This window comes from Catenuloplanes nepalensis (genome assembly GCF_030811575.1).
GTDB classification, from domain to species: Bacteria; Actinomycetota; Actinomycetes; order Mycobacteriales; family Micromonosporaceae; genus Catenuloplanes; species Catenuloplanes nepalensis.
In genome coordinates this window covers 109609-133597 of record NZ_JAUSRA010000001.1, presented here as the reverse complement: position 1 = coordinate 133597, position 23989 = coordinate 109609, and the positions used below count along the sequence as shown (strand labels likewise).

The following is a 23989-nucleotide window of genomic DNA, read 5'->3' as shown; positions in this document are numbered from 1 at the left end:
CGTGACGACGGCGGCAGACACGATCCAGGCAATCCTGAGCGGCGCGACCGGCTACGAGCCGGGCCTGGACGAGCTGACCGTGCTCCCGGCCACGGACGTCGACCCGGTGCTGTCCGCCGCGCTGCGCCAGGCCGCGGAGCGGCTGTTCCGCGGCGGCTGGCAACCGGTCGAGCTGCACCGGCTGATGACCCGCCGATCCGGGCCGGACGCGGCGCGGCTGGTGGCGGACGCGGTCGCGGCCCAGCTGCACCGGACGCCGGCCGCTGATCCGCGCTGGATCGCGCAGGCCGCGGAGATCGGCGCGGAGCGGTGGTGGCCGGCGGACGAGGCCTACCCGTCGGAGCTGGGGCGGCGGCTGCGCGCCGACCGGGTGACCGTGCTGGACCTGGTGCTGACCACGCTCACGGTGCTGCGTACGCTCCCGCCGATCGAGATTCTGATGCCGCCGCCGGGCGCGTTCGTCGCGCAAAAAAATGTGGAAAAATCCGACAACAGAGTCTTGGAGCGGGTACGGGCGCTGCTCGCCAAGGCCGAGTCCACCGACTATCCGGCCGAGGCGGAGGCGTACACCGCGAAGGCCCAGGAGATGATCACTCGGCACAGCCTGGACGAGGCGCTGCTCACGGCGGACCGCGCGGAGATCGTCCCGCTGGCCCGCCGCGTCGCGGTCGACGCGCCGTACGAGAGCGAGAAGGCCGCGCTGCTGCACGCGGTCGCGCGCGCCAATCGCTGCCACGCGGTCTGGACCCCGGACCTCGGCTTCGCCACCGTCTTCGGCTTCGACGCCGACATCGACGCGGTCGACCTGCTGCACGCGTCGCTGCTGGTCCAGGCCCAGCGCGCGATGTCCCGCACCGAGCCGCCGGGCGGCAAGGCCGGCAAGGCCCGGCTGAAGACGTTCCGCGCGTCGTTCCTGGTCGCGTTCGCCTCCCGGATCGGCGAACGCCTGGCCCGCGCGGCCCGCGAGGCGCTCCCCACCGGCGACGACCTGCTACCGGTCCTGCGCTCCCGCGACCTCCAGGTCCACGCGTCGATGACCCGCGTCTTCCCGCACACCGAACGCGCCCGCGGCGCGCGCGTCGACAGCGACGAGGGCTGGCGCGAGGGCCGCGCGGCCGCTGACCGGGCGGCGCTGTCATAAGCCTTCAAAGGCCCGTTTTCCCGCTTCCGGCGTGGTGCTGCCCCCATGCTCCCGCGGGCACCGGTCGTCGCTGGCGCTCCTTCCTGCCGGACGAGTGGGCGGTCACCACGAACACACGCGGCCTCCGCCGCTGGACCGGCACTGCCGCGCCCACCGCTGACCGGCACTGCCCACTGCTGACCGGCACTGCCGCGGATTCCGCCGCCGGTCAGCGTGACTCCGCCGCGGCTCGCATCGTGACCGCGTGACGCACCGCCGGGCTCACCACCGCCTGGCGTCACGGCCGGGACGTGAGCGCCGGACTGGCCGAAGCCGTCCCGGAACCAGTCAGGATGGAGCTGATGCTTCCGGTCTCCGGGCAGGGCTCGCGGCTTCCGATGCCGACGGGGCAACGGAGTCGGGAGCACGCGGAAACCGGCCACGCCGGAAGCGGGAAAATCTGGATCTTCCGCTTTTGGTCCGTCGTGGCCGGTTTTCGATGGGGTCAGCAGCCGGGGAGGCGCTCGATCAGGTAGGTCTCGATCTGGTCGAGGGAGACGCGCTCCTGCTGCATGGTGTCGCGGTTGCGGACCGTGACCGCGTTGTCCTGCAGCGTGTCGAAGTCGACGGTGACGCAGAACGGGGTGCCGATCTCGTCCTGGCGGCGGTAGCGGCGGCCGATGGCCTGCGAGTCGTCGAACTCGACGACCCAGCGCTTACGCAGGTTGGCCGAGAGTTCCTTGGCCTTCGGCGAGAGCTCCGGGTTGCGGGACAGCGGCAGCACCGCGACCTTGACCGGCGCGAGACGCGGGTCGAAGCGCATGACCGTCCGGGTGTCCATGCCGCCCTTGGTGTTCGGCGCCTGGTCCTCGTCGTAGGCCTCGAGCAGGAACGCGAGCACCGCGCGGGTCAGACCGGCGGCCGGCTCGATCACGTACGGCGTCCAGCGCTCCTTCTTCTCCTGGTCGAAGTAGGAGAGGTCGACGCCGGAGTGCTTGCTGTGCGTGGTCAGGTCGAAGTCGGTCCGGTTCGCCACGCCCTCCAGCTCGGAGAATTCGGTGCCGCCGAACATGAAGCGGTACTCGATGTCGACCGTGCGCTTCGAGTAGTGGGAGAGCTTCTCCTTCGGGTGCTCGTAGAAGCGCAGGTTCGACTCGGAGAGGCCGAGGTCGAGGTACCAGTTCCAGCGCTCCTGCAACCAGTACTCGTGCCACTGCTCGTCCTCGCCGGGCTGGCAGAAGAACTCCATCTCCATCTGCTCGAACTCGCGGGTCCGGAAGATGAAGTTACCCGGCGTGATCTCGTTGCGGAACGACTTGCCGGTCTGCGCGATGCCGAACGGCGGCTTCTTCCGCGCCGCGGTCATCACGTTCGCGAAGTTGACGAAGATGCCCTGCGCGGTCTCCGGGCGCAGGTAGTGCAGGCCCTCGTCGGACTCGACCGCGCCGAGGAACGTCTTCATCAGGCCGTTGAACATGCGCGGCGCGCTGAACGTGCCCTTGTTGCCGCAGTTCGGGCAGTTGAGCTCGGTGAGGTCGGTGGGCGTGCGGCCGTGCTTGGCCTCGAACGCCTCCTCCAGGTGGTCGGCCCGGAAGCGCTTGTGGCAGGACTGGCACTCGGTCAGCGGGTCGACGAACGCCTCGAGGTGACCGGAGGCGGCCCAGACGTCCTTGGCCAGGATCACGGCGGAGTCGAGGCCGACGACGTCGTCCCGCTGCTGGACCATGGTCTTCCACCACTGGCGGCGGACGTTCTCCTTCAGCTCGACGCCGAGCGGGCCGTAGTCCCAGGCCGACCTCGTGCCGCCGTAGATCTCGCTGGACGGGAAGACGAAGCCCCGGCGCTTGGCGAGGCTGACAACGGAGTCAATGCGATCGGCGGCCATGATTTCCTTCTACGCCGGCTGGCGGTCGGCGCTTTGCATAGGTGACGTGGTGCGGAACCGTTAGAGGTTACCCCTGGGTTCCGCAGACTTCGAGCTGAGCCGTGCTCGTGTCCTGTACCAGGATGTACTGCACGGTGACCTGCTGACCACCGGAATACGTCAGCTGCGCCGGGATGAGCAGTTCGGCGTCGTACGGGTCGAGTTCACCCAGCTGGTACGAGGAGATCACCGGCCGGCCCTTCATCGAGTCGATGAACTCCCGCCGGGTCTGATCCGCCTGCTCCTGATCGCACAGGTAGCTGTAGGCGAGCGAGTAGTCCTCGTCGGCCAGCGCGTCGAGGTACTCCCCCACCTGGGCGTGCGCCTGCTCGGTGAGCGCCTGCGTGGTGGTCAGCCCGATGCCGAGCGCCGCGATCACGCCACCGCCGCAGCAGAGCGCCGCGACGGCCGCGGTGATCCCGGCACCCAGCCAGATCCGGCCGGTCCGCCCCTCGACGGGCGGCGCGGGAAACGGTGGCGCCACACCGGGGCCGGGCGGGGGCGGCGGAGCGTGCGGGGGCATGGCGAGCGGGGCCGGCTGCTGCGGCGCCTGCGGGCCGTGCGGCGGCGTGGCGTGTGAGGGCTGCGGCTGCGCCGGCTCGCCGGGGGTCGGCACGGCGTCGGGTCCGGCGAGGCTCATGGCGTCAACACTAATCGCTTGATCTAGCGATGCGGGTGCGTGGCCCGATCACTTCCGGCCACCCGCACCTCGCCGCCCGGATCCGCGGTCGCCAACTCCTCGAACGCGGACGGCTCGTCGATCGACTCGGCCATCAGCGGCACCGCCGCGATCTTGACGTCGAAGTCGCTGAGCGCGCGCCGGTAGGCCCCGACCGACTCCCACTCGGTGACCAGGCTCCAGTGCGCGGGGTCGTCCAGCGCGCGCACGAGTCGCCCGCCCGTGTAGCCCGGCCGGGCGGCCAGCGCCGTGAGCGCCGCGTGCCCGCGTTCCTCGAAGCGGTCGGCCACGTCCTCGTTCACGACGAAACGGTTGATGACTAGCACCGGCGGATCCCCTCAACCGACAATCAAAACTCCCATACGGTACGACGAGAGCGAGATCCCCGTGTCCCGGCTGAACCCGACCGGCGTGTTCCTCGCCACGCTGCTGGTGGTGCTGCTCGGCCTGCTGATCCCCGGTCCGGCCGGCGGCGTGCTCCTGGCGCTGCTCGCGGCCGCCGTGATCACGCTGGCCGCGGCCGTCTGGCGGGCCACGCCGGCCGCGCTGCGCCCGGTGCGGATCGTGCTGATCGCGCTGCTGGTCGCGGCCGCGATCTGGAAGCTGACCTGATCCCATGCATCCATGCGTCTTTGACAATGATTTCCAGACTCCGGACAGTGGGAATCATGTCAAGCAGCAACACCCCCGGCTTCCGGACATCTAAGATATTTCGCCCGCGCCTGGCCGCCGTCGCCGCCACCGCGCTGCTCGGTGCCACGGCGCTGGCCGGCTGCGGCGACGACAGCGGCGCGTCCGCGGCCCCGGGCGACAAGCTCGGCGTGGTCGCCGCGTTCTACCCGCTGCAGTTCGTCGCGGAGCGGGTCGGCGGCGACGCGGTCGCGGTCACCAACCTGGTCAAGCCCGGCGCCGAGCCGCACGACCTGGAGCTGAACCCGCAGCAGGTGGGGCAGCTCACGGACGCGCGGCTGGTCGTCTACCTCAAGGGGTTCCAGCCGGCCGTGGACGAGGCGATCGCGCAGAACAACCCGGACCGCGCGTTCGAGGTGAGCGGCACCGTCCCGCTGCTCTCCGGCGAGGCTCATTCGCACGAGGGCGAGGAGCACGCGGAAGAGGAAGAGGGCGGCACCGACCCGCACATCTGGCTCGACCCGACCCGGCTCGCCACGGTCGCGGACGCGGTCGCGGGCAAGCTCGGCGAGGCCGACCCGGAGCACGCCGCGGACTACACCGCCCGCGCCGCCGCGCTGCGCACCGAGCTGACCGCGCTCGACACGGAGTTCACCAGTGGCCTGCAGACCTGCGAGCGCCGCGAGATCGTGACCAGCCACACCGCGTTCGCCTACCTGGCCGACCGCTACAAGCTGGAGCAGATCGGCATCTCCGGCATCTCCACCGAGGACGAGCCGTCGCCGCAGCGCCTGGCCGAGGTGGCCACGGAGGCGAAGGAGCACGGCGCCACCACGATCTTCTTCGAGACGCTGGTCAGCCCGAAGCTCGCGGAGACCATCGCGCAGGAGGTCGGCGCGAAGGCCGAGGTGCTGGACCCGCTGGAGGGCCTGGCCGACGGCGCGACCGGCGACTACTTCACCGTCATGAGGACCAATCTGACGTCGCTGAAGACGGCACTAAGCTGCTCCTGATGGACATCGTCTCGGTTGAGCGCGGGGTGGTCGGCTACGACGGCCGCCCCGTGCTCCGTGACGTCTCGCTGACGGTCTCCGCCGGTGAGGTCGTCGCGGTGCTCGGTGCGAACGGCTCCGGCAAGTCAACGCTGATCCGCACCATCCTCGGCCTGGTCCCGCTGTCCGGCGGGACCGTTTCGCTGTTCGGGACGCCGCAGCGGCGCTTCCGGCAGTGGCACCGCGTGGGTTACGTGCCGCAGCGCCTCGACGCGGGCGGCGGCGTGCCCGCGACCGTGGGCGAGGTGGTGGCGTCCGGGCGGCTGGCCCGCCGCGGCATCTTCCGGCCGCCGGGCGCGGCCGACCGGGCCGCGGTCGCGGCCGCGTTGGAGTCCGTCGGGCTCACCGGCCGCGCGAAGGACCCGGTCGCCACGCTCTCCGGCGGCCAGCAGCAGCGCACGCTGATCGCCCGCGCGCTGGCCGGCGAGCCGGAGCTGCTGGTGCTGGACGAGCCGACCGCGGGCGTGGACTCCGCCAGCCAGATCGCGTTCGCGGACGCACTCGGCGGCTTCCTGCGCACCGGCGGCACCGTGCTGCTGGTCGCGCACGAGCTGGGCCCGCTGCAACCGCTGGTCCGGCGCGCCGTGGTGGTGCACGACGGGCGGATCGCCTACGACGGGCCCGACGTCCCGGCGCCGGCCGGTCACCACGCCGACGCCGGGCACGACCACCAGCACCAGCACTGCGCCGAGGACCCGAGCCTGGCGATCGTCCGGGGAGCGGTGGACGGGTGAACCTGTTCGAGTACGACTTCATGATCCGCGCACTGATCGGCGCGCTGGTGATCGGCCTGACCGCGCCCGCGCTCGGCATCTACCTGGTGCAGCGCAAGCTATCGCTGATCGGCGACGGCATCGGGCACGTGGCGCTCACCGGCGTCGGCGTCGGCCTGCTCACCGGCCAGTCGCCGGTGCTCACCGCCGTGCTCGTGGCCGCGATCGGCGCGATCGGCGTGGAGCTGGTCCGCGAGCGCGGGCGCACCTCCGGCGACCTGGCGCTGGCCGTCCTGTTCTACGGCGGTATCGCGGGCGGCGTGGTGCTGGTCGGCCTCTCCCCCACCGGCACCGCGAACAGCCTGAACGCCTACCTCTTCGGCAGCCTGACCACCACGTCGGTCTCCGACCTGACCGTGATCGTGGTGCTCGGCCTCGCGGTGCTGGTCACCATGGTGGCGCTGCGCCCCGCGCTGTTCGCGGTCTGCCACGACGAGGAGTACGCGCGGGTCTCCGGCCTGCCAGTCCGCGCGCTCAACCTGCTGCTCGCCGTGACCACCGCGGTCACGGTCACGATCGCGATGCGCGCGGTCGGCCTGCTGCTGGTCAGCGCGCTGATGGTGATCCCGGTCGCGGCCGCGCAGCAGATCACCCGGGGCTTCCGCGCCACGATGGCGGTCGCGGTCCTGATCGGCGTGGCCTCGGCCGGTGGCGGCGTCACCCTCGCGGGGGCCGCGGACACCGCGCTCGGTGCCACGATCGTGTTGCTCACGATCGTGGTCTTCGTCAGCCTGGCCGTCGGCGCGGGCGTGTGGCGCCTGGTCCGGCGCCGGATGATCCCCGCCGCCCCGGTCACCGCCGGCGAGCCTCCGGACGTGGTCCTCAATCATTGAGTTGTACGGTTGCTGGGTGACCAGCGCTACGGGGTACGGAGCATACGAGGCAGCGAGCGAGCTTCTCCGTGCCCTCTCCGCGCCGATCCGCGTCGCGATCGTCACCGAGCTGGCCAAGGGCGAGCAGTGCGTGCACGACCTGGTGAAGACGCTGGGGGCACCACAGCCGCTGGTCTCCCAGCACCTGCGCGTGCTGCGCGGTGCCGGGGTCGTGCGCGGTTCCCGGCGCGGCCGGGAGATCGCCTATGTGCTCGTCGACGAGCACATAGCGCACATCGTGGCGGACGCGGTCAGCCACGCCGGCGAGTCCGGCGCCACCGTGGTCACGACCTCCCGGCCGACCACCCCTGGCCGGGCCCAAGGCAGCTCCCCCGCTTCCGTGCACGACCACGCCGCGCCCACGCCCGCCGGAGACTCTCGATGATCGCTGATAACGCGGCCCAGGCCGCCGCCGTCCGCAACACCCGCCAGCGCACCGCCGTCAGTTCGCTGCTCGCCGAGGTCGAGGGCTTCCACAGCGCCCAGGACCTGCACGCGATGCTCCGCGACCGCGGCGAGCGGGTCGGCCTGACCACGGTCTACCGGACGTTGCAGGGTCTCGCCGACAGCGGCGAGATCGACGTGATGCGCCCGCCGGGCGGCGAGCACCTCTACCGGCGGTGCAGCTCCGGCCACCACCATCACCTGGTCTGCCGCTCCTGCGGCAGCACGGTCGAGGTCGAGGGACCCGCCGTCGAGTCGTGGGCCGACCGGGAGGCCGCCCGCCACGGCTACGTCGACGTCAGCCACACGCTGGAGATCTTCGGCACCTGCCCGAACTGCGCCGGCGCCTGAGGCCGACGCACCCCGCACCGCGTCCGCCGTGGTCACGCCCGCGCGCTCCCGGCGCGGGCGCACGCCTCCTACCGGCGGCGGGACGACCTGCTCTGCCTGATCGGGATCCGTCATCGTGTGGCGGATCGCCTACCCGCCCTACCGGGACCGGCCGCCCCGCCCCGACGAGGCGCCGTACCCGGACCGGCTCCGCGCGCCGGAGCACGCGGGCATCCGGCACCCGCGCCGCGACGCCGCCCCGCCGCGGCCGGGTGACCGCCCGGCGGGTTGAGACCCCGCTCGCGAAACGGGAGCCCGCAGCGTCAGTCACGGCGACCGTGGCGAGGTGAAAGCCGAAACGCCTGTGTCAGGGCCCGGTTCGCGGACCGGTGGGGACTCGGCCGTAAGCGGCTCGGAGGAGGCGGCCTCAGTGCCGCACTCCGCGCATGAGCGCTTCGAGGTGGCGTTCTCCGTCGGGGGTCTGCGCGCCGGCGCTGAGGGCGTCGTTCATCAACTGGAACGACGTGGCGTTGAGCAGCGCCATCCCGACCCGGTCCTCGACGACCAGCGCCGAGCTGTGGTCAGCCGGCGGGAGGGCGGTCTTCACCGCGGCGATCACTCCGTCGGCGAGCGCGGCGACGGTGCGGGCGGTCCGGGTCACGTAGTCGTCGAGCTCGTGTGCGGGCAGCGCACGGTTGATCCAGCCGTACGCCGCAGCGGTCGCGGCGTCGACGCTGTCACCGGTGAGGATGGCCTCCAGTGCGCGGCTGCGGCCGATGCGCTCGCGTAGGTACTGGGTGCCGCCGCCACCGGGGATGATGCCCATCAGGGATTCGATCTGGCCGATGCGGGCGGTCTCGAGCGCGGCGAAGGTCATGTCCGCGGCGGCGACGAACTCGGCGCCGCCACCGCGGGCGATGCCGGCGAGCTTGACGATGGTGACCTGCGGCTGGTGCCGGATCAGCTCGCCGATGGCCTGGAAGACGTTGATCCCCTCGGGGGCGGCGGCGACGAGGTCGTCGAAGGTCTGCTTCTCGTCCAGGATGCGCATGTCGACGTGGGCGAGGAAGAACTCGGGGTCGGCGCTGTCGAACACGATGACCTTGATCGCCGGGTCGTCGCGCACCCCGGCGAGCAGCTCGTGCAGCTCCCGCATCATGGTGGCGCTGAGCACGTTGACCGGCGGGTTGTGCAGGGTCGCCGTGAGCACCCCGTCGTGCACGCACGCGGTGATGGTCTGGTAGCCGTCGAGGGCCATTGTCAACGCTCCGATCGTTCCCGCACCGCATCTAGGTATGCGATGCATACCTAGAGTCGGCGGCGGGGCTACCATCGTCAAGAACGCACTTTCGTGGTACCAGGGATGCTCGAGGACACCGGATGCCTGACGACACCGACCCTATTTTCCGGGCTGACTGCCCGTCGCGGCCGATCCTGGATCAGATCGCCGACAAGTGGTCGATGATGGCGATGGCGGTCCTGGAGAGGCCGGCGCGTTTCAACGAGGTGAAGCGTCGCCTGCAGGGTGTCACCCAGCGGGTGCTCACGCAGACGCTGCGCCGGCTCGAGCGCAACGGGATGATCGAGCGCACGGTGCTGCCGACCTCACCGGTCGGGGTCGAGTATTCGCTGACCGAGCTCGGACGGTCGCTGCGCGAGCCGTTCATGCACCTGTACGGGTGGACGGTCGAGCACAGCCAGGAGATCGCCCGCCGTCAGCGGGAGTACGACGAGCAGGTGGCGCCGCAACGCGCCGCACGGTGAGTCGAGAGGCTGTCGCGCTCCGGCACCGCCGGACGTGAAGGCCGCTCGCACAGCAGCGATGCCCGATCACGGCAGTGGGCCGAAACCCGGAACCCACCGACGACATCGGGGGTGAGATCCGGTGTGCGCGAAACGTTACCGTGCGGGACCCTGTGCGCGTGAAGATTTACGCCGATCGCATGCCCGCGTTTGTCCGTCAGGTCGTCACCGACCTGTTGGTGGTCGTCTGGGTCTACGCCTGGATCCGCATCGGGTTCTGGCTCCGCGACCTCATCGAGAAGCTCGCCGTCCCGGGTCAGAAGATGGAGGGCGCCGGCCAGGGCATCGCCGACAACCTCACCGACGCGGGCAACCAGGTCGGCCGCGTCCCGATCGCGGGCGACGAGCTCACCGCGCCGTTCACCCGGGCGGCCGAGGCCGCGCGAGGGCTGGCGAACGCGGGCCGGGAGCAGCAGGAGATGGTCGCGGACCTGTCCTGGGCGCTGCCGCTGGCGCTGGTCGCGGCCCCGCTCGGGCTGGTACTCCTCATCTGGCTGCCGCTGCGGATCCGGTGGATGCGCCGGGCCGGCTCGGCGGCCGCGGCGCGCGGGACGATCGCGGGCCGGGACCTGCTGGCGCTGCGCGCGCTGACCGGCCAGCCGGTGCGCCGGCTGGCCAAGCTGAGCCCGGACGTGGCCGGCGCGTGGCGGCGCGGCGACGAGGCGACGCTGGACGCGCTCGCCGCCCTGGAGCTCAGATCCCTGGGTCTGCGCTGACGTCCGGGGTGGGCGGCCGTGGGATGCGGCGGCGCACGTCCGCGACGGTGGCCGGGCCCGGCTCCCACGGCGACGTCCACTCCCCGGTCCCGCCCGGGGGCACGATGCCGCGCTCGAGGAACGCGTACCGCCCGGCCAGGATGCGGCGGGCCGCCGCGTTGTCGACCGAGTCGGTGTTCTCCCACAGGGTGGCGAAGAGCGCGTCCGCCCGCAGCCGGGCCTGCCGGCTGAACAGGTCGGCCAGCTCTATCACCTCGGGGTGGGCCGCGGCCTCGGCGCGGGCCCGCACGCAGGCGGCGGAGATCGCGAAGAGTTCCGCGCCGATGTCCACGATCCGGGCCAGGAACGCCTGCTTGCGCTCCAGCTTGCCCTGCCAGCGGCCCATCGCCCAGAACGTGGACCGGGCCAGCTTCCGCGAACAGCGCTCGACGTAGCGCAGGTGCGTGGCGAGGTGGCCGAAGTCCGCGTACGCCCCCGGGGTCTGTCCCTTGCCGACGGCCAGCGTGGGCAGCCACTTCGCGTAGAACGCGCTGGCCCGGGCGCCGGCCAGCGCCTTACCGGTCAGGTTCACGTCCGGGTCGATGATGTCGCCCGCGACCTGGAGATGCGCGTCGACCGCCTCGCGCGCGATCAGCAGGTGCATGATCTCGGTCGAGCCCTCGAAGATCCGGTTGATCCGCAGGTCGCGCAGCTGCTGCTCGGCGGCGAGCGGGCGTTCGCCGCGCGCGGCCAGCGACGCCGCGGTCTCGTAGCCCCGGCCGCCGCGGATCTGCACCAGCTCGTCCGCGATCTGCCAGGCCAGCTCGCTGGCGTAGAGCTTGGCCAGCGCGGCCTCGATCCGGATGTCGCCGCGCTCCTCGTCCGCGAGCAGGCAGGACAGCTCCAGCATGGACTCCATGCCGTAGGTGGAGGCGGCGATGAACGACAGCTTCTTGGCGACGGCCTCGTGCTGGCCGACCGGCCGTCCCCACTGGACGCGGGCGGCGGACCACTCGCGCGCGGCGGCCAACGACCACTTGCCGGCGGCGACGCAGAGCGCGGGCAGCGAGAGCCGGCCGGTGTTGAGCGTGGTCAGCGCGATCTTCAGGCCCTTGCCGACGCCGCCGACCACGTTGCGCTCCGGGACGAAGACGTCGTGGAACCGGGTGACGCTGTTCTCCAGGCCGCGCAGGCCGAGGAACTCGTTGCGGCGCTCGACCGTGATGCCCTCGCTGTCGCTCTCGACCACGAACGCGGTGATCCCGGCGTCCGGCACCCGGGCCATCACGACCAGCAGCGACGCGATCGTGCCGTTGGTGGCCCAGAGCTTGATGCCGTTGAGCCGGTAGCCACCCTCGACCGGGGTCGCCGAGGTGCGCAGCCGGGCCGGGTCGGAGCCTTCGTCCGGCTCGGTGAGCAGGAACGCGGACACCTCGCCGGCGGCGAGCCGGGGCAGGAACGCGCGCTTCTGCGCGTCCGTGCCGAAGAGCTTCAACGGCTGCGGTACGCCGATCGACTGGTGCGCGGAGAGCAGCGCGGCGAGCGCCGGGCTGACCGATCCGCACAGGGTGAGCGCGCGGCAGTAGTGCAGGTGGGAGAGGCCCAGACCGCCGTACCGCGGATCGATCTTCATGCCGAAGGCACCGAGCGCGGCGAGGCCCTGAAGTACCTCGTCCGGGATCCTGGCCTCGCGCTCGATGAGGGCACCGTCCACCTCGGAGCGCAGGAACGCCTCCAGCCGCCCGAGGAACTCCGCGGCGTCGCCGGCCCGAGCCGGATCATCGTCCGGGTACGGGTCGATCAGGTCGAGGCGGAACCGGCCGAGGAACAGCTCCTTGGCGAAACTCGGCCGGTCCCAGCCCTGCGTGCGAGCCTCCTCCGCGACGCGGCGGGCCTCACGCTCGGTGACGTCGGAACGCACGGTGCTGTCAGAAGGCACGGTGCTGTCAGAACGCACGGTGTTGTCTGATCGCTCGGTGGTCGTCACGGCAAACCCCTGACACGGTACGGGCACGCGCCGTACCCTCCTGCCCCAGCACGCTACCCGCTGTCAGCGCGGGTTGGGCAGCACCGCTTCGGTGCGCTCCTTCGCATGGGCGATGTCATCGCCCTCGCCCTGGTCCTCATCGTCGTCGTCCGCCCAGTTGCGGCGCACGAACGGCAGCAGCGCCCAGAACGTGGCGAACCACAGTCCGGTGACGACCGTGAGCGAGATCGCCCAGGCCAGGTTGAGCAGGAAGTCGGTGATCACGAAGACCGAGCTGACCATCGAGATCAGCATGAACGCGAGCCCGCCGGTGGCCATCTTGTGCGCGTACTTCACCAGCTCCGGCTTGCGGCCCTGACGGAACAGCGCGCGGTGGAACGCGACCGGCGATATGATCATCGCGGTGGCGAACGCGGCGGCGACCAGCGCGATCAGGTAGACGTCCTTCTGCAGTTGCGTGGTCTGGCCGAAGCCGGCCGCGAACGGCAGCGTGAGAAGGAACGCGAAGAGGATCTGGACGCCGGTCTGCGCCACCCGCAACTCCTGGAGCAGGTCCTGGAAGTTGCGGTCCCAGCGTTGCTTCTCGGTCTCCTTGGTGTGCGCCATCGCCTGCCCTCCATATGTGTTTCAGCGGGCCCTGTGATGCCCTCCCCGCGTGAAGATCAAACCCGGTGGAACGGCAGCCAGCGGGCCGCGAAGTCGACCGCGGCCGGCATCGCGACGCGGGTGCCGGTCCCGGTGCCGGCCGGTCCGGTGTGGACCGTCACGAACCGCGGCAGGTCAGCGCCGAGCAGCTCGAAATCGGACGCGTCGAACGCCACGTCCTCCCAGGTCGCCCACGTGCGCCGGCCGTCCGGCCGGCGCACCGCGCCACCCTCGGTGTGCCAGGGCGCCCCGGCCCAGCGGTACTCGGCCAGGTGGAACGACGTGCACGTGTCCCAGCCGGTGCCGAGCATCAGCACGTCCGCGCCGAGCCGGTGGAGCCGGCCGAGCGGCGACGTCTCGCCGAGCCCGTCGCCGAGCGCGTGCCCCTCGGTGATCGCCGCCGCGTGCGGGCCGAGCGCGGCGAACGACACCTGCGGGTGGTCGCTACGCAGCGCGCCGGGCCAGGTGCGGACCTGCTCGGCGATCGCGCCCATCGCCCGGCTGGGCGTGCGCGCGGGGTCGAACGCGGGCGTCTCGGCACGGATCACGTCCCACCACTCGACCGGCACCCGCGGGTTGATCCAGCGGGCCGGGTCCGAATTGACCGGCGTGTGCGTGGGCACCGCTATCGTGCCGTCCGGGCCGAGCACGTCGCGCAGCGCCAGGACCACCGCCTCCGCGCCGCCGCACACCCAGCCGATCGCGCGCAGCGAGCTGTGCACCAGCACCACACCGCCGGGGCGGACGCCGAGCCCGGCCAGGTCCGCGGCCAGCGAGGAGCGGGTCGGCGGGAGGAGGCTCACCCGGCGACGATACCGGCCCGGGCGAGGATCTCGTCGGCCAACCGGTCCGGAACCCGCTCCGGCACCCAGTGATCGACGCCGGTCAGCTCGGCGAACCGGTAGTCGGCGCGCACGTACCGCGCGGTGCGCTCCGCACCGGCCCGGCCGAGCGCGGGATCACCGTCGCTCCAGACCAGCGTGGTGGGCACCTCGATCGGGCCGGTCCGCATCGTGATCGGCGCGCGGTACCAGTTCAGCGCCGCGGTCAGCGCGCCCGGCCGCCGCATGCGGGACACGTAGCGGTCGGCGCGCTTGCCGATCAGCATCTTCCGCAGCGCCCGGCCGCGGAACGCGAGCAGCACCGCCTCGGCCAGGAACCGGCGCCGGAACAACAGGATGTACGACGACCGGCGGCGCTGGTCCCGGTCGTGGCGCAGCGCCCAGGCCATCGCGGCCGGGTGCGGCACCGAGACCGCGGTGAGCGACCGGACCCGGTCCGGATGCGCCCCGGCCAGCGCCCAGGCGACGAACGCGCCCCAGTCGTGCCCGCAGACGTGCGCGGACGCCAGGCCGAGCGCGTCCAGCACCGCGACCGCGTCCGCGACCAGCTCCTCCAGCGTGTAGGCGGCGGCGCCGGACGGGCGCGCGCCCGCGGAGTAACCGCGCTGGTCCAGCGCGAACGTCCGCATGCCGGCCGCGTGCAGGTGCGGGATCACCAGGTCCCACTCCGCGCTGTGCTGCGGGAAGCCGTGCAGCAGCAGGATCGGCTCACCGCCGGCCGGCCCGCCCGCGAAGACGTCGAACGTGAACCCGCGCGCGCCTACTCGTACTGCTGCTTCGGTGCCGGGATCTCCTGCCACGTCTCCACCTCCAGGTAGGGAACCGTGGCCTCGTTGACCGGGTCCTTCGCGGTCTGCGCCGTGTAGGCCCCAGTGACCTCGATCCATGTGTCCGAGGGTACGGCGGCCGGCACGTTCCCGCTCAGCCCGACCTTGATCGGCCGGCCGTCCGCGGCGCAGCAGCTGAGGATCATGCGGGCCAGCATCGGCTGCCCGTCCGGCCCCTGCGTGACGAATCCGGTGAGCAGCAGCCGCCGGTCGGTCAGCGACTTCCCCTCGTCGAAGACGGCCCGCGAGGCGTAGTCCAGCATCGTGACCTTGACCGGGTCGCCCTCGGGCAGTGCCGGGTAGTCGGACTCGGCCTGCTGCCCGGCGAGCGCGCTGCCGGACTGACCGGCCGCGTACGCCCCGAGCGCGGGCGGCGCGACCAGCAGCAGCCCGAGCACCGGCAGGATCAGCAGCCAGCCGACGCGCGGCTCGTGATGCTTGTGCCCGTGCCCGTCGTCCTCCTCGTGGTCGTGCTCGGTCTGCGGGGCCCGCAGGTCGTACCACAGCGTCATCACGCCGGCCGCGATGAGCAGCAGCGCCGAGGCGATCAGGAACGGCTGGAGCATCTCCTTGACGTAGCGCAGATAGAGATCGCCGATCGACGCCTTCAGGATCGCGCCGCCGAACAGCAGCATGATCACGGCCTGAGCCTGACGGTTCACAGCAGCACCATCCCCACACCGGACGCCACGAGCACGGCCGCCACGAACGTGGCCGGCGCGAACCGGGTGGCGAAGCGGCGCCCGAAGACGCCGATCTGCATCGAGATCAGTTTGAGGTCGACCATCGGGCCGACGACCAGGAACACCAGCCGCGACGTGAGCGAGAACTGGGACAGCGAGGCGGCCACGAACGCGTCCGCCTCGGAGCAGATGGACAGCAGCACCGCGAGCACGGCCAGCGCGAGCACGGCCAGCACCGGCTGCTGGGCGAGGGTCTGCAGCCAGGCCTCCGGCACCACCACGTTGATCGTGGCGGCCGCCGCGGCACCGATCACCAGGAAGCCGCCCGCGTGCACGATGTCGTGGCGGGTGGCGGCCCAGAACGCCTGCATCTTCGAGACGCCCTCGAGGTCGGGCCGGTGCGGCAGCTTGATCCAGTCGGCCTTGCCGAGGCGCAGCCAGAGCCAGCCCATCATCATCGCCACGATCAGGCTGGCGACCGCGCGGGCCACCACCATCTCCGGATCGTTCGGGAACGCGACCGCGGTGGCGGTCAGCACGATCGGGTTGATCGCGGGCGCGGCCAGCAGGAACGCGAGCGCGGCGGCCGGCGTGACGCCGCGCCGGATCAGTGACCCGGCGATCGGCACGGACCCGCACTCGCAGCCGGGCAGCACGACCCCGGCCACGCTGGCCACCGGGACCGCGAGCGCCGGATGCCGGGGCAGTGCCTTCGCCCAGAACGAGCGCGGCACGAAGACCGCGATCACGGCGGACAGCAGCACGCCGAAGACCAGGAACGGCACCGCCTGCACCATCACGGAGACGAACACCGTGGTCCAGGTCTGCAGAATCGGCGCGGAGATCAGGCCGCCCAGCGGGTTGCGGAAGATCACCAGCAGCACCAGCAGCACGGCCAGCACCTCGACCGACCCGATCCGGCCGCCGAGCCGCTTGCGCGGCGGCTTCCGATCGGGAGGTGGCGTCGGGGCCGACCAGTCGATCTCGTCGCCCGAGAAGGTCTGCGTCACGCCGACAACCCTAGCGTCTGCGTCGACGGGGGATGCCGGGCCGCGGCGTGGCCCGGACGCCGGCCGGAAGCGCGCCGTCACCCTGAGGTAGCGTCAGCGAGACAACTTCACATCCGACAGGGGAGCGCACAGCGCTGAGAGTGCGGCGGACGACGCCGCAGACCCTCAACCACCTGATCTGGGTAATGCCAGCGCAGGGAGTTCGGTCTACCACTCCATCGCCGCGCCACGGGTCCGTCCGCCGGACCCGTGGCGCGCGTCTTCCCCCATCTCGTTCAGGGGGCAATCCGTCATGAGCAACACCTCAAGCAGGTGGCGCACCGTCGACATCGTCGTCGCCTCGGTGATCGCCGCCGCGTTCGGCGTGGTCTTCTGGGCCTGGAACCTGCTCTACACCGCGACCGACGCCGCGTTCGCGTTCTTCCCGCCCGCACACGCCGTGCTCTACGGCGTCTGGCTGCTGCCGGGCGTGCTGGCCGGCCTGGTCATCCGCAAGCCGGGCGCCGCGCTCTACGCGGAGACGCTCGCGTCGATCATCTCCGCGCTGCTCGGCAGCGCCTGGGGCACCACGGTCATCCCGCAGGGCCTGCTCCAGGGCCTCGGCGCGGAGCTGGCCTTCCTCGCGGTCGGCTACCGCTCGTTCCGGCTGCCGGTCGCGGTGCTGTCCGGGCTGCTGGCCGGGCTCGCGGCCGGCGTCTGGGACACGTTCGCCTACTTCGCGGCGAACGACCTGTGGGCGTTCCGGATCCCGATGATCGTGATCACCGTGCTGAGCGCGGGCGTGATCGCGGGTGCCGGCGGCTGGGCGCTGACCCGCGCGCTGGCCGCGACCGGCGTGCTCGACCGTTTCCCCTCGGGCCGTGACCGGGACCCGGTCTAGATGAGGGCCGACGTCCGGGGCTTCGGGTGGCGGTTCGCCGGCCGGCGGGACTGGGCCGTGCGCGGCGTGGACCTGACCGTCGAGGCCGGCGAACGCGTGCTGCTGCTCGGTGCCTCGGGCGCCGGCAAGTCCACGCTGCTGGCCGCGCTGGCCGGCCTGCTCCCGGAGGACTCCGGCGAGTCCGAGGGCGCCATCAAGGCGGAGCACGCCGCGCTGCTGTTCCAGGATCCGCAGACCCAGCTGGTGATGAGCCGCAGCGGCGACGACGTGGCGTTCGGCCTGGAGAACCTGGGCGTACCCGGCCCGGACATCTGGCCCCGGGTGGACCGCGCGCTCGATGCGGCCGGCTTCCCCTACGGCCGGGACCGGCCGACCGCCGCGCTCTCCGGCGGCGAGGCACAGCGGCTCGCACTGGCCGGCGTGCTGGCCATGCGCCCCGGGCTGCTGCTGCTCGACGAGCCGACCGCGAACCTGGATCCGGCCGGCGCCACGCTGATCCGCGGCGCACTGGCCCGCGCGCTCGGCCCGGACACCGCGCTGATCGTGGTCGAGCACCGGGTCGCCGAGGTGCTGCCGCTGATCAACCGGGTGGTGGTGCTGGCCGCGGGCGGCGGCGTGCTCGCGGACGGGCCGCCGGACCCCGTCTTCGCGGAGCACGGCGCCGCGCTGGCCGAGGCCGGCATCTGGGTGCCCGGCCACCCGATCGCGCCCCGCCGGGCCCGGCACGCGGCCGGCGACGAGGTGCTGCGCGCTGACCGGGTCGCGGTGCACGGGCGCCTCGACGCGACCGGCCTGGGCGTCAGAGAAGCGAGCGTGCACGCGGTCCTCGGCCCGAACGGCACCGGCAAGTCCACGCTGGCCCGCCTGCTCGGCGGCCTGCTCGCCCCGGACTCCGGCGTGGTCTCGGCCACGCCCGCGCTGGCCGGGCCGGACGCGTCCCGCCCGCCGCACCGGTGGCGGGCCGCCGCGCTGGCCGGCCGGATCGGTTCGGTCTTCCAGAACCCGGAGCATCAGTTCCTCACGGGTACGGTCCGGGAGGAACTCGCGCTCGGCCCGCGCCGCCTGCGCCGCTCCGCCGCGGACGTGACCGCGGTGGTGGACGGCCTGCTGGAGCGGCTGCGGCTGACCCGGCTGGCCGGCGCGAACCCGTTCACGCTCTCCGGCGGGGAGGCGCGGCGGCTGAGCGTGGCGACCGCGCTGGCCGCCGGCCCGGCCGTGCTGATCCTGGACGAGCCCACGTTCGGCCAGGACCGCCGCACCTGGATCGAGCTGATCGACCTGCTCGCCGCGCTGCGCGACGACGACGGCGCCGCGATCGTCGCGGTCACCCACGACCCGGACGTGGTGGCCGTGCTCGCGGACGAGGTGACCACGCTGTGACGCCGGTCCTCGCGCGGCGCAACCCGGCCGCGAAGCTCGCCGCCGCGCTGCTCTTCTCGCTGCCGCTGATCGTGACGCTGGACCCGGTCGCGCCGGCCGTGGCGGTCACGGTGGAGTTGGCCGTGCTGCCGTTCTTCGGCGTCCGCCCGCTGACGCTGCTGCGCCGGGCCGCGCCGCTGCTGCTGAGCATCGCCGGCCTGCTGGTGACGCTTCTGCTGTTCGCGGCGGACCGGTCCGGGACCGTGCTGCTGGACGCGGGCCCGGTGCTGCTCACCACCGGCGTGCTGTGGACCGCGCTCGGCATGGCGCTGCGCGTGCTGGCGATCGCGCTGCCCGGCCTGATCGTGCTGGCCACCACGGACCCGACCGACCTGGCCGACGCGCTGATCCAGAACGCCCGGTTCTCGCCGCGGTTCGCGCTCGGCGCGCTCGCCGCGTTCCGGATGGTGCCGCTGCTCACGGACGAGTGGCGGACGCTGGCCGCGGCACGCCGGGCCCGGGGCGTGGACGCGGGCCGCAACCCGATCGCGGCCGTCCGGATCTTCACCTCGGCCGCGTTCGCGCTGCTGGTCGGCGCGATCCGGCGGGGCGTACGGCTGGCCACCGCGATGGACGCGCGCGGCTTCGACGCGCGGACGCCCCGGACGGTGGCCCGGCGGCAGACCTTCGGTCACCCGGACGTGCTCCTGATGGTCGCCGCGGCCGGGCTCAGCGCCGCCGCGCTGGCGACCAGCGTGCTGACCGGCGCGTTCCGGCCGATCATCTGACGATCAAATGCGCATGTTCGCATAAGTGCCCACGCCACGTCACCTACCGTTTGCCGTGGACGACGAGCGTGAACGATGGATCATCGCGAACACAGGAGATGCGACATGGGCCACGGCCACCCGCACACCCACGATCACGACCATTCGCACGACCACGACCACGGCTCCACGCCGGACGCGCTCGACCTGTCCATCCCGGACGCCGAGCTCTCCCCCGCCGACGTGAGCCGCCGCGGCTTCCTGCGCAGCGCGGGCCTGCTCGGCGCGGCCGCCGGCCTGACCGGCGCGGGCACCGCCGCGGGCGTCCTCGGCACGCCGGACATCGCGGTCGCGCACGGCGGCTCGAACCAGACCGGCGACTTCACCTGGCGCGCCGGCGACCACCACATCCACACGCAGTACAGCAGCGACGCGAAGTACCGGGTCGCCGACCACGTGCAGCACGGCCTCGCGTACGGGCTGGACTGGCTGGTCATCACGGACCACGGCGGCGCCACGCACGCCAAGATCGGCGTCGAGAAGGTCAACCCGGACATCGTCGCGGCGCGCGAGACGTTCCCCGAGGCGCTGGTCTTCCAGGGCCTGGAGTGGAACATCCCGGCCGCGGAGCACGGCACGATCATCGTCCACCCCGGCAAGAAGGAGGTGGAGGTCCTCAAGGAGTTCGAGAACAACTACGACGGCAGCGTCAAGGGCGCCAGCTCCCAGTCGGCCGCGAACGAGGCGCTGGCCATCGCCGGCCTCAACTTCCTCGCCGCCGCGAAGCGGAGCCGCCGGGTCAGCGACGCGATGTTCTTCGCGAACCACCCGGCCCGCAAGGGCCTCGACTCGCCGCACGAGATCCGCGGCTGGCGGGACGCGCAGCCGGAGATCGCGCTCGGCTTCGAGGGCGCGCCCGGTCACCAGGCCGCCGCGATCCCCACCTCCGCGTTCGGCCCGGGCGCCGGCCGCGGCTTCTACGACAGCAGCCCCGGCGCGGACTCGTTCGCGGCGTACCCGCTGGAGAGCTACCGCACCTGGGGCGGCTTCGACTGGATGACCTCCACGGTCGGCGGCCTCTGGGACAGCCTGCTCGCCGAGGGCAAGCCGTGGTGGATCACCGCGAACTCGGACTCGCACAACGTCCTCTGGGACACCTCGATCCGCGGCGCGAACAGCGACTTCAACGCGAACGGCCGCTACAACGACCCGGAGCACGGCGTCAAGCCGGACGTGACGGCCGGCGACTTCTGGCCCGGCTTCTACAGCCGCACGCACGTCGGCGCGGCCGGCGGCGACTACCGCCACGTGATGGACGGCCTGCGCGCCGGCCGGGTCTGGGTGGACCACGGCGGCCTGATCAAGTCGCTGGACGTGCGCGCGCGGGTGCAGGGCGACCGCAACCGCAAGGGCGGCACCCCGCTCGGCGGCGTGCTGAAGGTCCGCAAGGGCACCGCCGTCGAGGTCACCATCGACGTCGAGCTGGCCGACAAGCCGAACTGGGCGCAGCTGCTCCCGGTGCTGGCCCGCATCGACCTGATCATGGGTGCCGTCACCGGCGCGGCCGCGGACCGGGACGTGTTCACCGCCCCGAAGACCAAGGTGGTCAAGTCGTTCGAGGTCGCGAAGGGGAAGAAGACGGTCTCCTTCACGTACTCGTTCGGCCGGGTCTCGTCGCCGTTCTACTTCCGCGTCCGCGGCACCGACGGCAACTTCAGCCAGCCCGGCATCCACGGCGCCGCGATCGACCCGGTCGGCCCGAAGCTGGACGTGGTCGGCGACGCCGACCCGTGGCTCGACCTCTGGTTCTACGCGAACCCGATCTGGGTCCTGCCCTCCTGATGTCCACCGTCCATCTCGGGCTGAGCCTGGGTCACGCCACCGACTCCGACGCCGAACACTGGCTGGCCGGCCACCTGCCGGCCGCGCTCGCCGTGCCCGGCCTGGTCGCGTGCACCCACAACGTGCCCTCGCCGCACCCGCACGTGGCGCTGAGCTTCGAGGCGCCCGAGGGCGCCATCCTGCCCGAGATGGACCCGGCTCTGCGGGCGGCGGCCGACGAGGCCGCCGCCCGGCACCGCACCCGCGTCTCCGGCCGGGCCGTCCTCTTCCCCGGCGCCGACGCCCTCACCGGCACGCTCACCGCCGCGGACATCCTCGACCTCAGCGCGATCGAGCGCATCACGATCCTCGGCGGCACCGACGCCACCCGCGACACCACCATCGAGACCCGCGACTTCGTCCGCCCCCTCTTCCGCTCCGGAAGACTGGAACTCGTCCTGGTCCCCATCGTCGGCGGCCGCTTCGCCCCCTTCGAGGTCCCGAACCCCACCCCCTGCTGCGCAGACCACTGAAACCACCAGAAAGCGGATCTTCCCGCTTCCGGCGTGGCCACTTCGGGAGTGCTCCCGCGGGCACCGGTCCGATGCCACTCAGCCTATTTCGATCTTGAAGTGGGTGCGATACGGCCCGCACCCCTCTGGCCAGCAGGAACACTGTCAGTTCGATCCAGCCTCCGAGTCACCTTTGCTGCCGGTGCACGAATCGCGCACCGCCTCCGGTCGTCGCAACACCGCCGGCGGCGAGCAGAGCCGTACCCCCGCCGATACGCCCCGGCGCCTAGTGCCCGAAATTTCCCCGACAAAGCCGCCAGTTCCTGCCTGGCGCCGCAGGAACCGGCCGCCGATCCGGGTGTCGAACGCAGGTCCACCGTCCCGGTCGGCACCCCAGCCCGGCTGACGCCACGAATTCTTTGACGACCTCGGCCTGGCACCTGAGTGATCAATCAGTGGAGCAAAAGAGCGATCAACTTCGATTTTTGATCTATCTTTTGCTCCACTGATTGATCACTCAGGCCACGGCGGCGGCACCCCGCGGGCGGGTAGTCCGCGCCGAAGGGTCGAATGTCGCGATATTTCGGTCGCGGAACGCCTGGTTGCCGCGCGCGGGCTTGGGTGGGCCCGCGCTCCCCGGTCCGAAGGGACGGCAACAGAGGTGGACCGGCAGCCGCCGAGTAGCCCGGGGGAATCTCACCCCCGGGCCCTCACAGAACCGTACGTAACAGTCTCCCGTTATACGGCTCTTGTCGCTCTGGTCACCAGACCGTAGGGGCGTGCGTGACCCACGCCCAGTGGGCGAAGGCACGCGGTCGTTTCCGGACGGCATTGTTCCAGGACGTCCGGGCTTTCCTGCTACCCCGCAACCGTTTGTACTTCCGGCGGACCCACCGCAGCAGGTAGGCGTTGATGCGTTCCAGGAGGGGATATAGGGCAGATCGATAGAACGCCCCGTAATGGTTCATCCAACCCCGGACGATCGGGTTTATACAATCGGCGAGGTCCTTCTCGGTCAGGCTTGTGCGATGGTGCAGCCGCCACGACCGATATCACGAACGGCTTGCCCGGTGCTTTCAACTCATCCACGCGACTCCTCCCAGCCAAGGCTGGTTGATCGAGTAAACCAGTCACGAACGACCCGACCCCTTTGCTCCACCTTCATTACAAAGGCTTCGTCGCTACTACGAGTCGGTCCGCCAGCGCGATCGGCAACGGTACTCAGTTCCTCACGGCTTCGGGCCGCCCGGAACGCTCCCTCTCACTCGCCAAAGAGCGGCGGGTAGTTTCCTCACGCGCCTTCTCCTGTTCCGTACGAAAGCCGCAGGCCGTGCTCGCGTCGCCTGTATGCCGGACACCGCCTGGCCAGTAAACTGGTCCCCGCCAGACTCATCCCGGGATTCCATTGACACCCCGGTTTCGATGTCATTTAGAATTTTCGACACGTCATCAGCGATTCGCTTTCGCTCGCCTTCCCGACCCCCACCTGACAATCTCGAATGGATGCCTTTTCCTCATCGTTCACCACAACAGTCTTCAGCTAATGCAGCATGAGGTGGTTTGAAGCCTCCCCCAGCAGGGCGACTCCGAAGGGCCAAACCTTCATCTTCCGTACAGCATCGCTACAAGAAGGAAATTCCTACATATCTCCACCCTTTCGCGTTCAGGACACAACAAGGGCGCTTCCCTTGGGCGGCCGATGCCTCGCCGACCTGCGGGAATGTAGATCATCTTGGCTGGATCTCGCCGCCAAGGAAGCACCCTTGGGCACGCGCCCTGCTGGCGAGGCCGGGAGATCTTGACGGCCTCGGGCCCGGCGCCTGAGTGATCAATCAGGTGAGCGAAAAAGCGATCAACTTCGATTTTTGATCTACCTTTTGCTCACCTGATTGATCACTCAGGCCGCAGCGGTGCCGACTCGCGGGCCCGTGGTCCGCACCAAGGGGTGAGATGTAGCGATATTTCGGGCAAGCAGCGCCCGATCGCCGCGAGCGGGCCGGGTCAGCTCGCGCTCCCCGGCCCGAAAGGGCTGGGCAACAGAGCCAGTCCGAGGGGCGTGAGCGACAGAGCAGGGCCGGCGGACGTCGGCGGGGCGCTTTCGGGAAGCGCAGGCAGGAATCCGTGGTCAACTTAAGCTAAGTGACATTGGGCAGCGTGCCGCGCTCTAAAGAATCATTGAGTGATACACCAGGTAGATCGACTCGACTTGTTGATCTACCTGGTGTATCACTCAATGATCGAGCGATGGGAGGGGCGGCGGCACGGCCGCGACCGCCGAACGGGCGGCAAGGCCACGACCGCCGAGCAGGCGGCAAGGCCACGCAGGACGCGCAG

At 71.5% G+C, this 23989-nt stretch carries 25 protein-coding genes, 1 pseudogene and 1 riboswitch; of the genes and pseudogenes, 15 read left to right on the top strand and 11 right to left on the bottom strand.

The features are described from left to right. Position 1: 1 nt before the first annotated feature. Positions 2 to 1141, top strand: a complete 1140-nt coding sequence (locus tag J2S43_RS00565; RefSeq protein WP_306826472.1) for a DUF2786 domain-containing protein — start codon at positions 2 to 4, stop codon at positions 1139 to 1141. 484 nt (positions 1142 to 1625) lie between these two features. Here the strand turns inward: J2S43_RS00565 and J2S43_RS00560 are convergent, their stop codons facing one another. The 3 genes from J2S43_RS00560 to J2S43_RS00550 all read right to left on the bottom strand — a co-directional run bounded on the left by J2S43_RS00560 (position 1626) and on the right by J2S43_RS00550 (position 4049). Further along, complete coding sequence (locus tag J2S43_RS00560; RefSeq protein WP_306826471.1) at positions 1626 to 3005, bottom strand: glycine--tRNA ligase; 1380 nt, start codon at positions 3003 to 3005, stop codon at positions 1626 to 1628. A gap of 67 nt (positions 3006 to 3072) precedes the next feature. Further along, positions 3073 to 3684, bottom strand: a complete 612-nt coding sequence (locus J2S43_RS00555; protein ID WP_306826470.1) for a hypothetical protein — start codon at positions 3682 to 3684, stop codon at positions 3073 to 3075. A 23-nt stretch (positions 3685 to 3707) separates the two neighbouring features. After that, positions 3708 to 4049 (bottom strand): antibiotic biosynthesis monooxygenase family protein, encoded by a 342-nt coding sequence (locus J2S43_RS00550; RefSeq protein WP_306826469.1) that lies wholly within the window; start codon positions 4047 to 4049, stop codon positions 3708 to 3710. Positions 4050 to 4110: 61 nt separating this feature from the next. Between J2S43_RS00550 and J2S43_RS00545 the strand changes: the two genes are divergently transcribed. From J2S43_RS00545 to J2S43_RS00515, 7 genes and pseudogenes are all read left to right on the top strand, one after another. After that, the gene (locus J2S43_RS00545) at positions 4111 to 4335 is read left to right on the top strand and encodes a hypothetical protein (protein ID WP_306826468.1); all 225 of its coding nucleotides are present in this window, start codon (positions 4111 to 4113) and stop codon (positions 4333 to 4335) included. 56 nt (positions 4336 to 4391) lie between these two features. Then, positions 4392 to 5366: a metal ABC transporter substrate-binding protein gene (locus tag J2S43_RS00540; protein WP_306826466.1), complete on the top strand. Its 975-nt coding sequence runs from the start codon at positions 4392 to 4394 to the stop codon at positions 5364 to 5366. Continuing rightward, positions 5366 to 6139 (top strand): metal ABC transporter ATP-binding protein, encoded by a 774-nt coding sequence (locus J2S43_RS00535; protein WP_306826464.1) that lies wholly within the window; start codon positions 5366 to 5368, stop codon positions 6137 to 6139. Before J2S43_RS00540 ends, J2S43_RS00535 begins: the two co-directional genes overlap by 1 nt. Then, entirely contained in the window at positions 6136 to 7011 is an 876-nt protein-coding gene (locus J2S43_RS00530) for a metal ABC transporter permease (RefSeq protein WP_306826463.1), read from the top strand. The genes J2S43_RS00535 and J2S43_RS00530 overlap by 4 nt, the downstream gene beginning before the upstream one ends. A 16-nt stretch (positions 7012 to 7027) precedes the next feature. Beyond that, positions 7028 to 7321 (top strand): annotated as a pseudogene (locus J2S43_RS00525) (ArsR/SmtB family transcription factor); the annotation flags it as partial. Positions 7322 to 7431: 110 nt separating this feature from the next. Next, complete coding sequence (locus tag J2S43_RS00520; RefSeq protein WP_306826461.1) at positions 7432 to 7845, top strand: Fur family transcriptional regulator; 414 nt, start codon at positions 7432 to 7434, stop codon at positions 7843 to 7845. A 115-nt stretch (positions 7846 to 7960) separates the two neighbouring features. Next, entirely contained in the window at positions 7961 to 8116 is a 156-nt protein-coding gene (locus J2S43_RS00515; RefSeq protein ID WP_306826460.1) for a hypothetical protein, read from the top strand. A 135-nt stretch (positions 8117 to 8251) separates the two neighbouring features. Here J2S43_RS00515 and J2S43_RS00510 read toward each other — a convergent pair whose 3' ends face one another. After that, positions 8252 to 9157 (bottom strand): enoyl-CoA hydratase/isomerase family protein, encoded by a 906-nt coding sequence (locus J2S43_RS00510; protein ID WP_306839121.1) that lies wholly within the window; start codon positions 9155 to 9157, stop codon positions 8252 to 8254. A gap of 47 nt (positions 9158 to 9204) precedes the next feature. On the opposite strand from J2S43_RS00510, the gene J2S43_RS00505 reads away from it, so the two are divergent. Further along, entirely contained in the window at positions 9205 to 9588 is a 384-nt protein-coding gene (locus tag J2S43_RS00505) for a winged helix-turn-helix transcriptional regulator (RefSeq protein WP_306826459.1), read from the top strand. A gap of 179 nt (positions 9589 to 9767) precedes the next feature. Further along, the gene (locus J2S43_RS00500) at positions 9768 to 10343 is read left to right on the top strand and encodes a hypothetical protein (protein WP_306826457.1); all 576 of its coding nucleotides are present in this window, start codon (positions 9768 to 9770) and stop codon (positions 10341 to 10343) included. On the opposite strand, the gene J2S43_RS00495 is transcribed toward J2S43_RS00500, so the two are convergent. From J2S43_RS00495 to J2S43_RS00470, 6 genes are all read right to left on the bottom strand, one after another. Then, positions 10321 to 12243, bottom strand: coding sequence for an acyl-CoA dehydrogenase family protein (locus tag J2S43_RS00495; protein WP_370881573.1), 1923 nt, complete (start codon positions 12241 to 12243; stop codon positions 10321 to 10323). The two genes, J2S43_RS00500 and J2S43_RS00495, sit on opposite strands and share 23 nt — an antisense overlap. Before the next feature lie 129 nt (positions 12244 to 12372). Next, positions 12373 to 12915, bottom strand: coding sequence for a DUF6328 family protein (locus J2S43_RS00490; RefSeq protein ID WP_306826455.1), 543 nt, complete (start codon positions 12913 to 12915; stop codon positions 12373 to 12375). Between the two features lie 56 nt (positions 12916 to 12971). Beyond that, positions 12972 to 13757 (bottom strand): AAC(3) family N-acetyltransferase, encoded by a 786-nt coding sequence (locus J2S43_RS00485; RefSeq protein ID WP_306826454.1) that lies wholly within the window; start codon positions 13755 to 13757, stop codon positions 12972 to 12974. Continuing rightward, the gene (locus J2S43_RS00480) at positions 13754 to 14596 is read right to left on the bottom strand and encodes an alpha/beta fold hydrolase (protein ID WP_306826453.1); all 843 of its coding nucleotides are present in this window, start codon (positions 14594 to 14596) and stop codon (positions 13754 to 13756) included. The genes J2S43_RS00485 and J2S43_RS00480 overlap by 4 nt, the downstream gene beginning before the upstream one ends. Then, entirely contained in the window at positions 14557 to 15285 is a 729-nt protein-coding gene (locus tag J2S43_RS00475; protein WP_306826452.1) for a TIGR03943 family putative permease subunit, read from the bottom strand. Before J2S43_RS00475 ends, J2S43_RS00480 begins: the two co-directional genes overlap by 40 nt. Beyond that, positions 15282 to 16289 (bottom strand): permease, encoded by a 1008-nt coding sequence (locus J2S43_RS00470; protein WP_370881730.1) that lies wholly within the window; start codon positions 16287 to 16289, stop codon positions 15282 to 15284. Before J2S43_RS00470 ends, J2S43_RS00475 begins: the two co-directional genes overlap by 4 nt. Positions 16290 to 16424: 135 nt before the next feature. Next, positions 16425 to 16534: riboswitch (TPP riboswitch) on the top strand. Between the two features lie 74 nt (positions 16535 to 16608). On the opposite strand from J2S43_RS00470, the gene J2S43_RS00465 reads away from it, so the two are divergent. From J2S43_RS00465 to J2S43_RS00445, 5 genes are all read left to right on the top strand, one after another. After that, complete coding sequence (locus J2S43_RS00465) at positions 16609 to 17196, top strand: ECF transporter S component (RefSeq protein WP_306826450.1); 588 nt, start codon at positions 16609 to 16611, stop codon at positions 17194 to 17196. Then, complete coding sequence (locus J2S43_RS00460; protein WP_306826449.1) at positions 17197 to 18576, top strand: ABC transporter ATP-binding protein; 1380 nt, start codon at positions 17197 to 17199, stop codon at positions 18574 to 18576. Further along, entirely contained in the window at positions 18573 to 19343 is a 771-nt protein-coding gene (locus J2S43_RS00455) for an energy-coupling factor transporter transmembrane component T family protein (RefSeq protein WP_306826448.1), read from the top strand. The genes J2S43_RS00460 and J2S43_RS00455 overlap by 4 nt, the downstream gene beginning before the upstream one ends. A 105-nt stretch (positions 19344 to 19448) precedes the next feature. After that, positions 19449 to 21164 (top strand): PHP domain-containing protein, encoded by a 1716-nt coding sequence (locus J2S43_RS00450; RefSeq protein ID WP_306826447.1) that lies wholly within the window; start codon positions 19449 to 19451, stop codon positions 21162 to 21164. Beyond that, positions 21164 to 21676, top strand: coding sequence for a hypothetical protein (locus J2S43_RS00445; protein WP_306826445.1), 513 nt, complete (start codon positions 21164 to 21166; stop codon positions 21674 to 21676). Before J2S43_RS00450 ends, J2S43_RS00445 begins: the two co-directional genes overlap by 1 nt. 740 nt (positions 21677 to 22416) lie before the next feature. On the opposite strand, the gene J2S43_RS42085 is transcribed toward J2S43_RS00445, so the two are convergent. After that, entirely contained in the window at positions 22417 to 22692 is a 276-nt protein-coding gene (locus tag J2S43_RS42085) for a group II intron maturase-specific domain-containing protein (protein WP_370881729.1), read from the bottom strand. Positions 22693 to 23989 lie beyond the last annotated feature (1297 nt).

What these genes read in the sequence shown, in the direction of transcription:
- J2S43_RS00535 (WP_306826464.1), top strand. Translation starts at nt 5,366, where the DNA reads ATGGACATCGTCTCGGTTGAGCGCGGGGTGGTCGGCTACGACGGCCGC.
- J2S43_RS00555 (WP_306826470.1), bottom strand. Translation starts at nt 3,684, where the DNA reads ATGAGCCTCGCCGGACCCGACGCCGTGCCGACCCCCGGCGAGCCGGCG.
- J2S43_RS00505 (WP_306826459.1), top strand. Translation starts at nt 9,205, where the DNA reads ATGCCTGACGACACCGACCCTATTTTCCGGGCTGACTGCCCGTCGCGG.
- J2S43_RS00465 (WP_306826450.1), top strand. Translation starts at nt 16,609, where the DNA reads ATGAGCAACACCTCAAGCAGGTGGCGCACCGTCGACATCGTCGTCGCC.
- J2S43_RS00450 (WP_306826447.1), top strand. Translation starts at nt 19,449, where the DNA reads ATGGGCCACGGCCACCCGCACACCCACGATCACGACCATTCGCACGAC.
- J2S43_RS00540 (WP_306826466.1), top strand. Translation starts at nt 4,392, where the DNA reads ATGTCAAGCAGCAACACCCCCGGCTTCCGGACATCTAAGATATTTCGC.
- J2S43_RS00445 (WP_306826445.1), top strand. Translation starts at nt 21,164, where the DNA reads ATGTCCACCGTCCATCTCGGGCTGAGCCTGGGTCACGCCACCGACTCC.
- J2S43_RS00520 (WP_306826461.1), top strand. Translation starts at nt 7,432, where the DNA reads ATGATCGCTGATAACGCGGCCCAGGCCGCCGCCGTCCGCAACACCCGC.
- J2S43_RS00560 (WP_306826471.1), bottom strand. Translation starts at nt 3,005, where the DNA reads ATGGCCGCCGATCGCATTGACTCCGTTGTCAGCCTCGCCAAGCGCCGG.
- J2S43_RS00510 (WP_306839121.1), bottom strand. Translation starts at nt 9,157, where the DNA reads ATGGTAGCCCCGCCGCCGACTCTAGGTATGCATCGCATACCTAGATGC.
- J2S43_RS00460 (WP_306826449.1), top strand. Translation starts at nt 17,197, where the DNA reads ATGAGGGCCGACGTCCGGGGCTTCGGGTGGCGGTTCGCCGGCCGGCGG.
- J2S43_RS00500 (WP_306826457.1), top strand. Translation starts at nt 9,768, where the DNA reads ATGCCCGCGTTTGTCCGTCAGGTCGTCACCGACCTGTTGGTGGTCGTC.
- J2S43_RS00490 (WP_306826455.1), bottom strand. Translation starts at nt 12,915, where the DNA reads ATGGCGCACACCAAGGAGACCGAGAAGCAACGCTGGGACCGCAACTTC.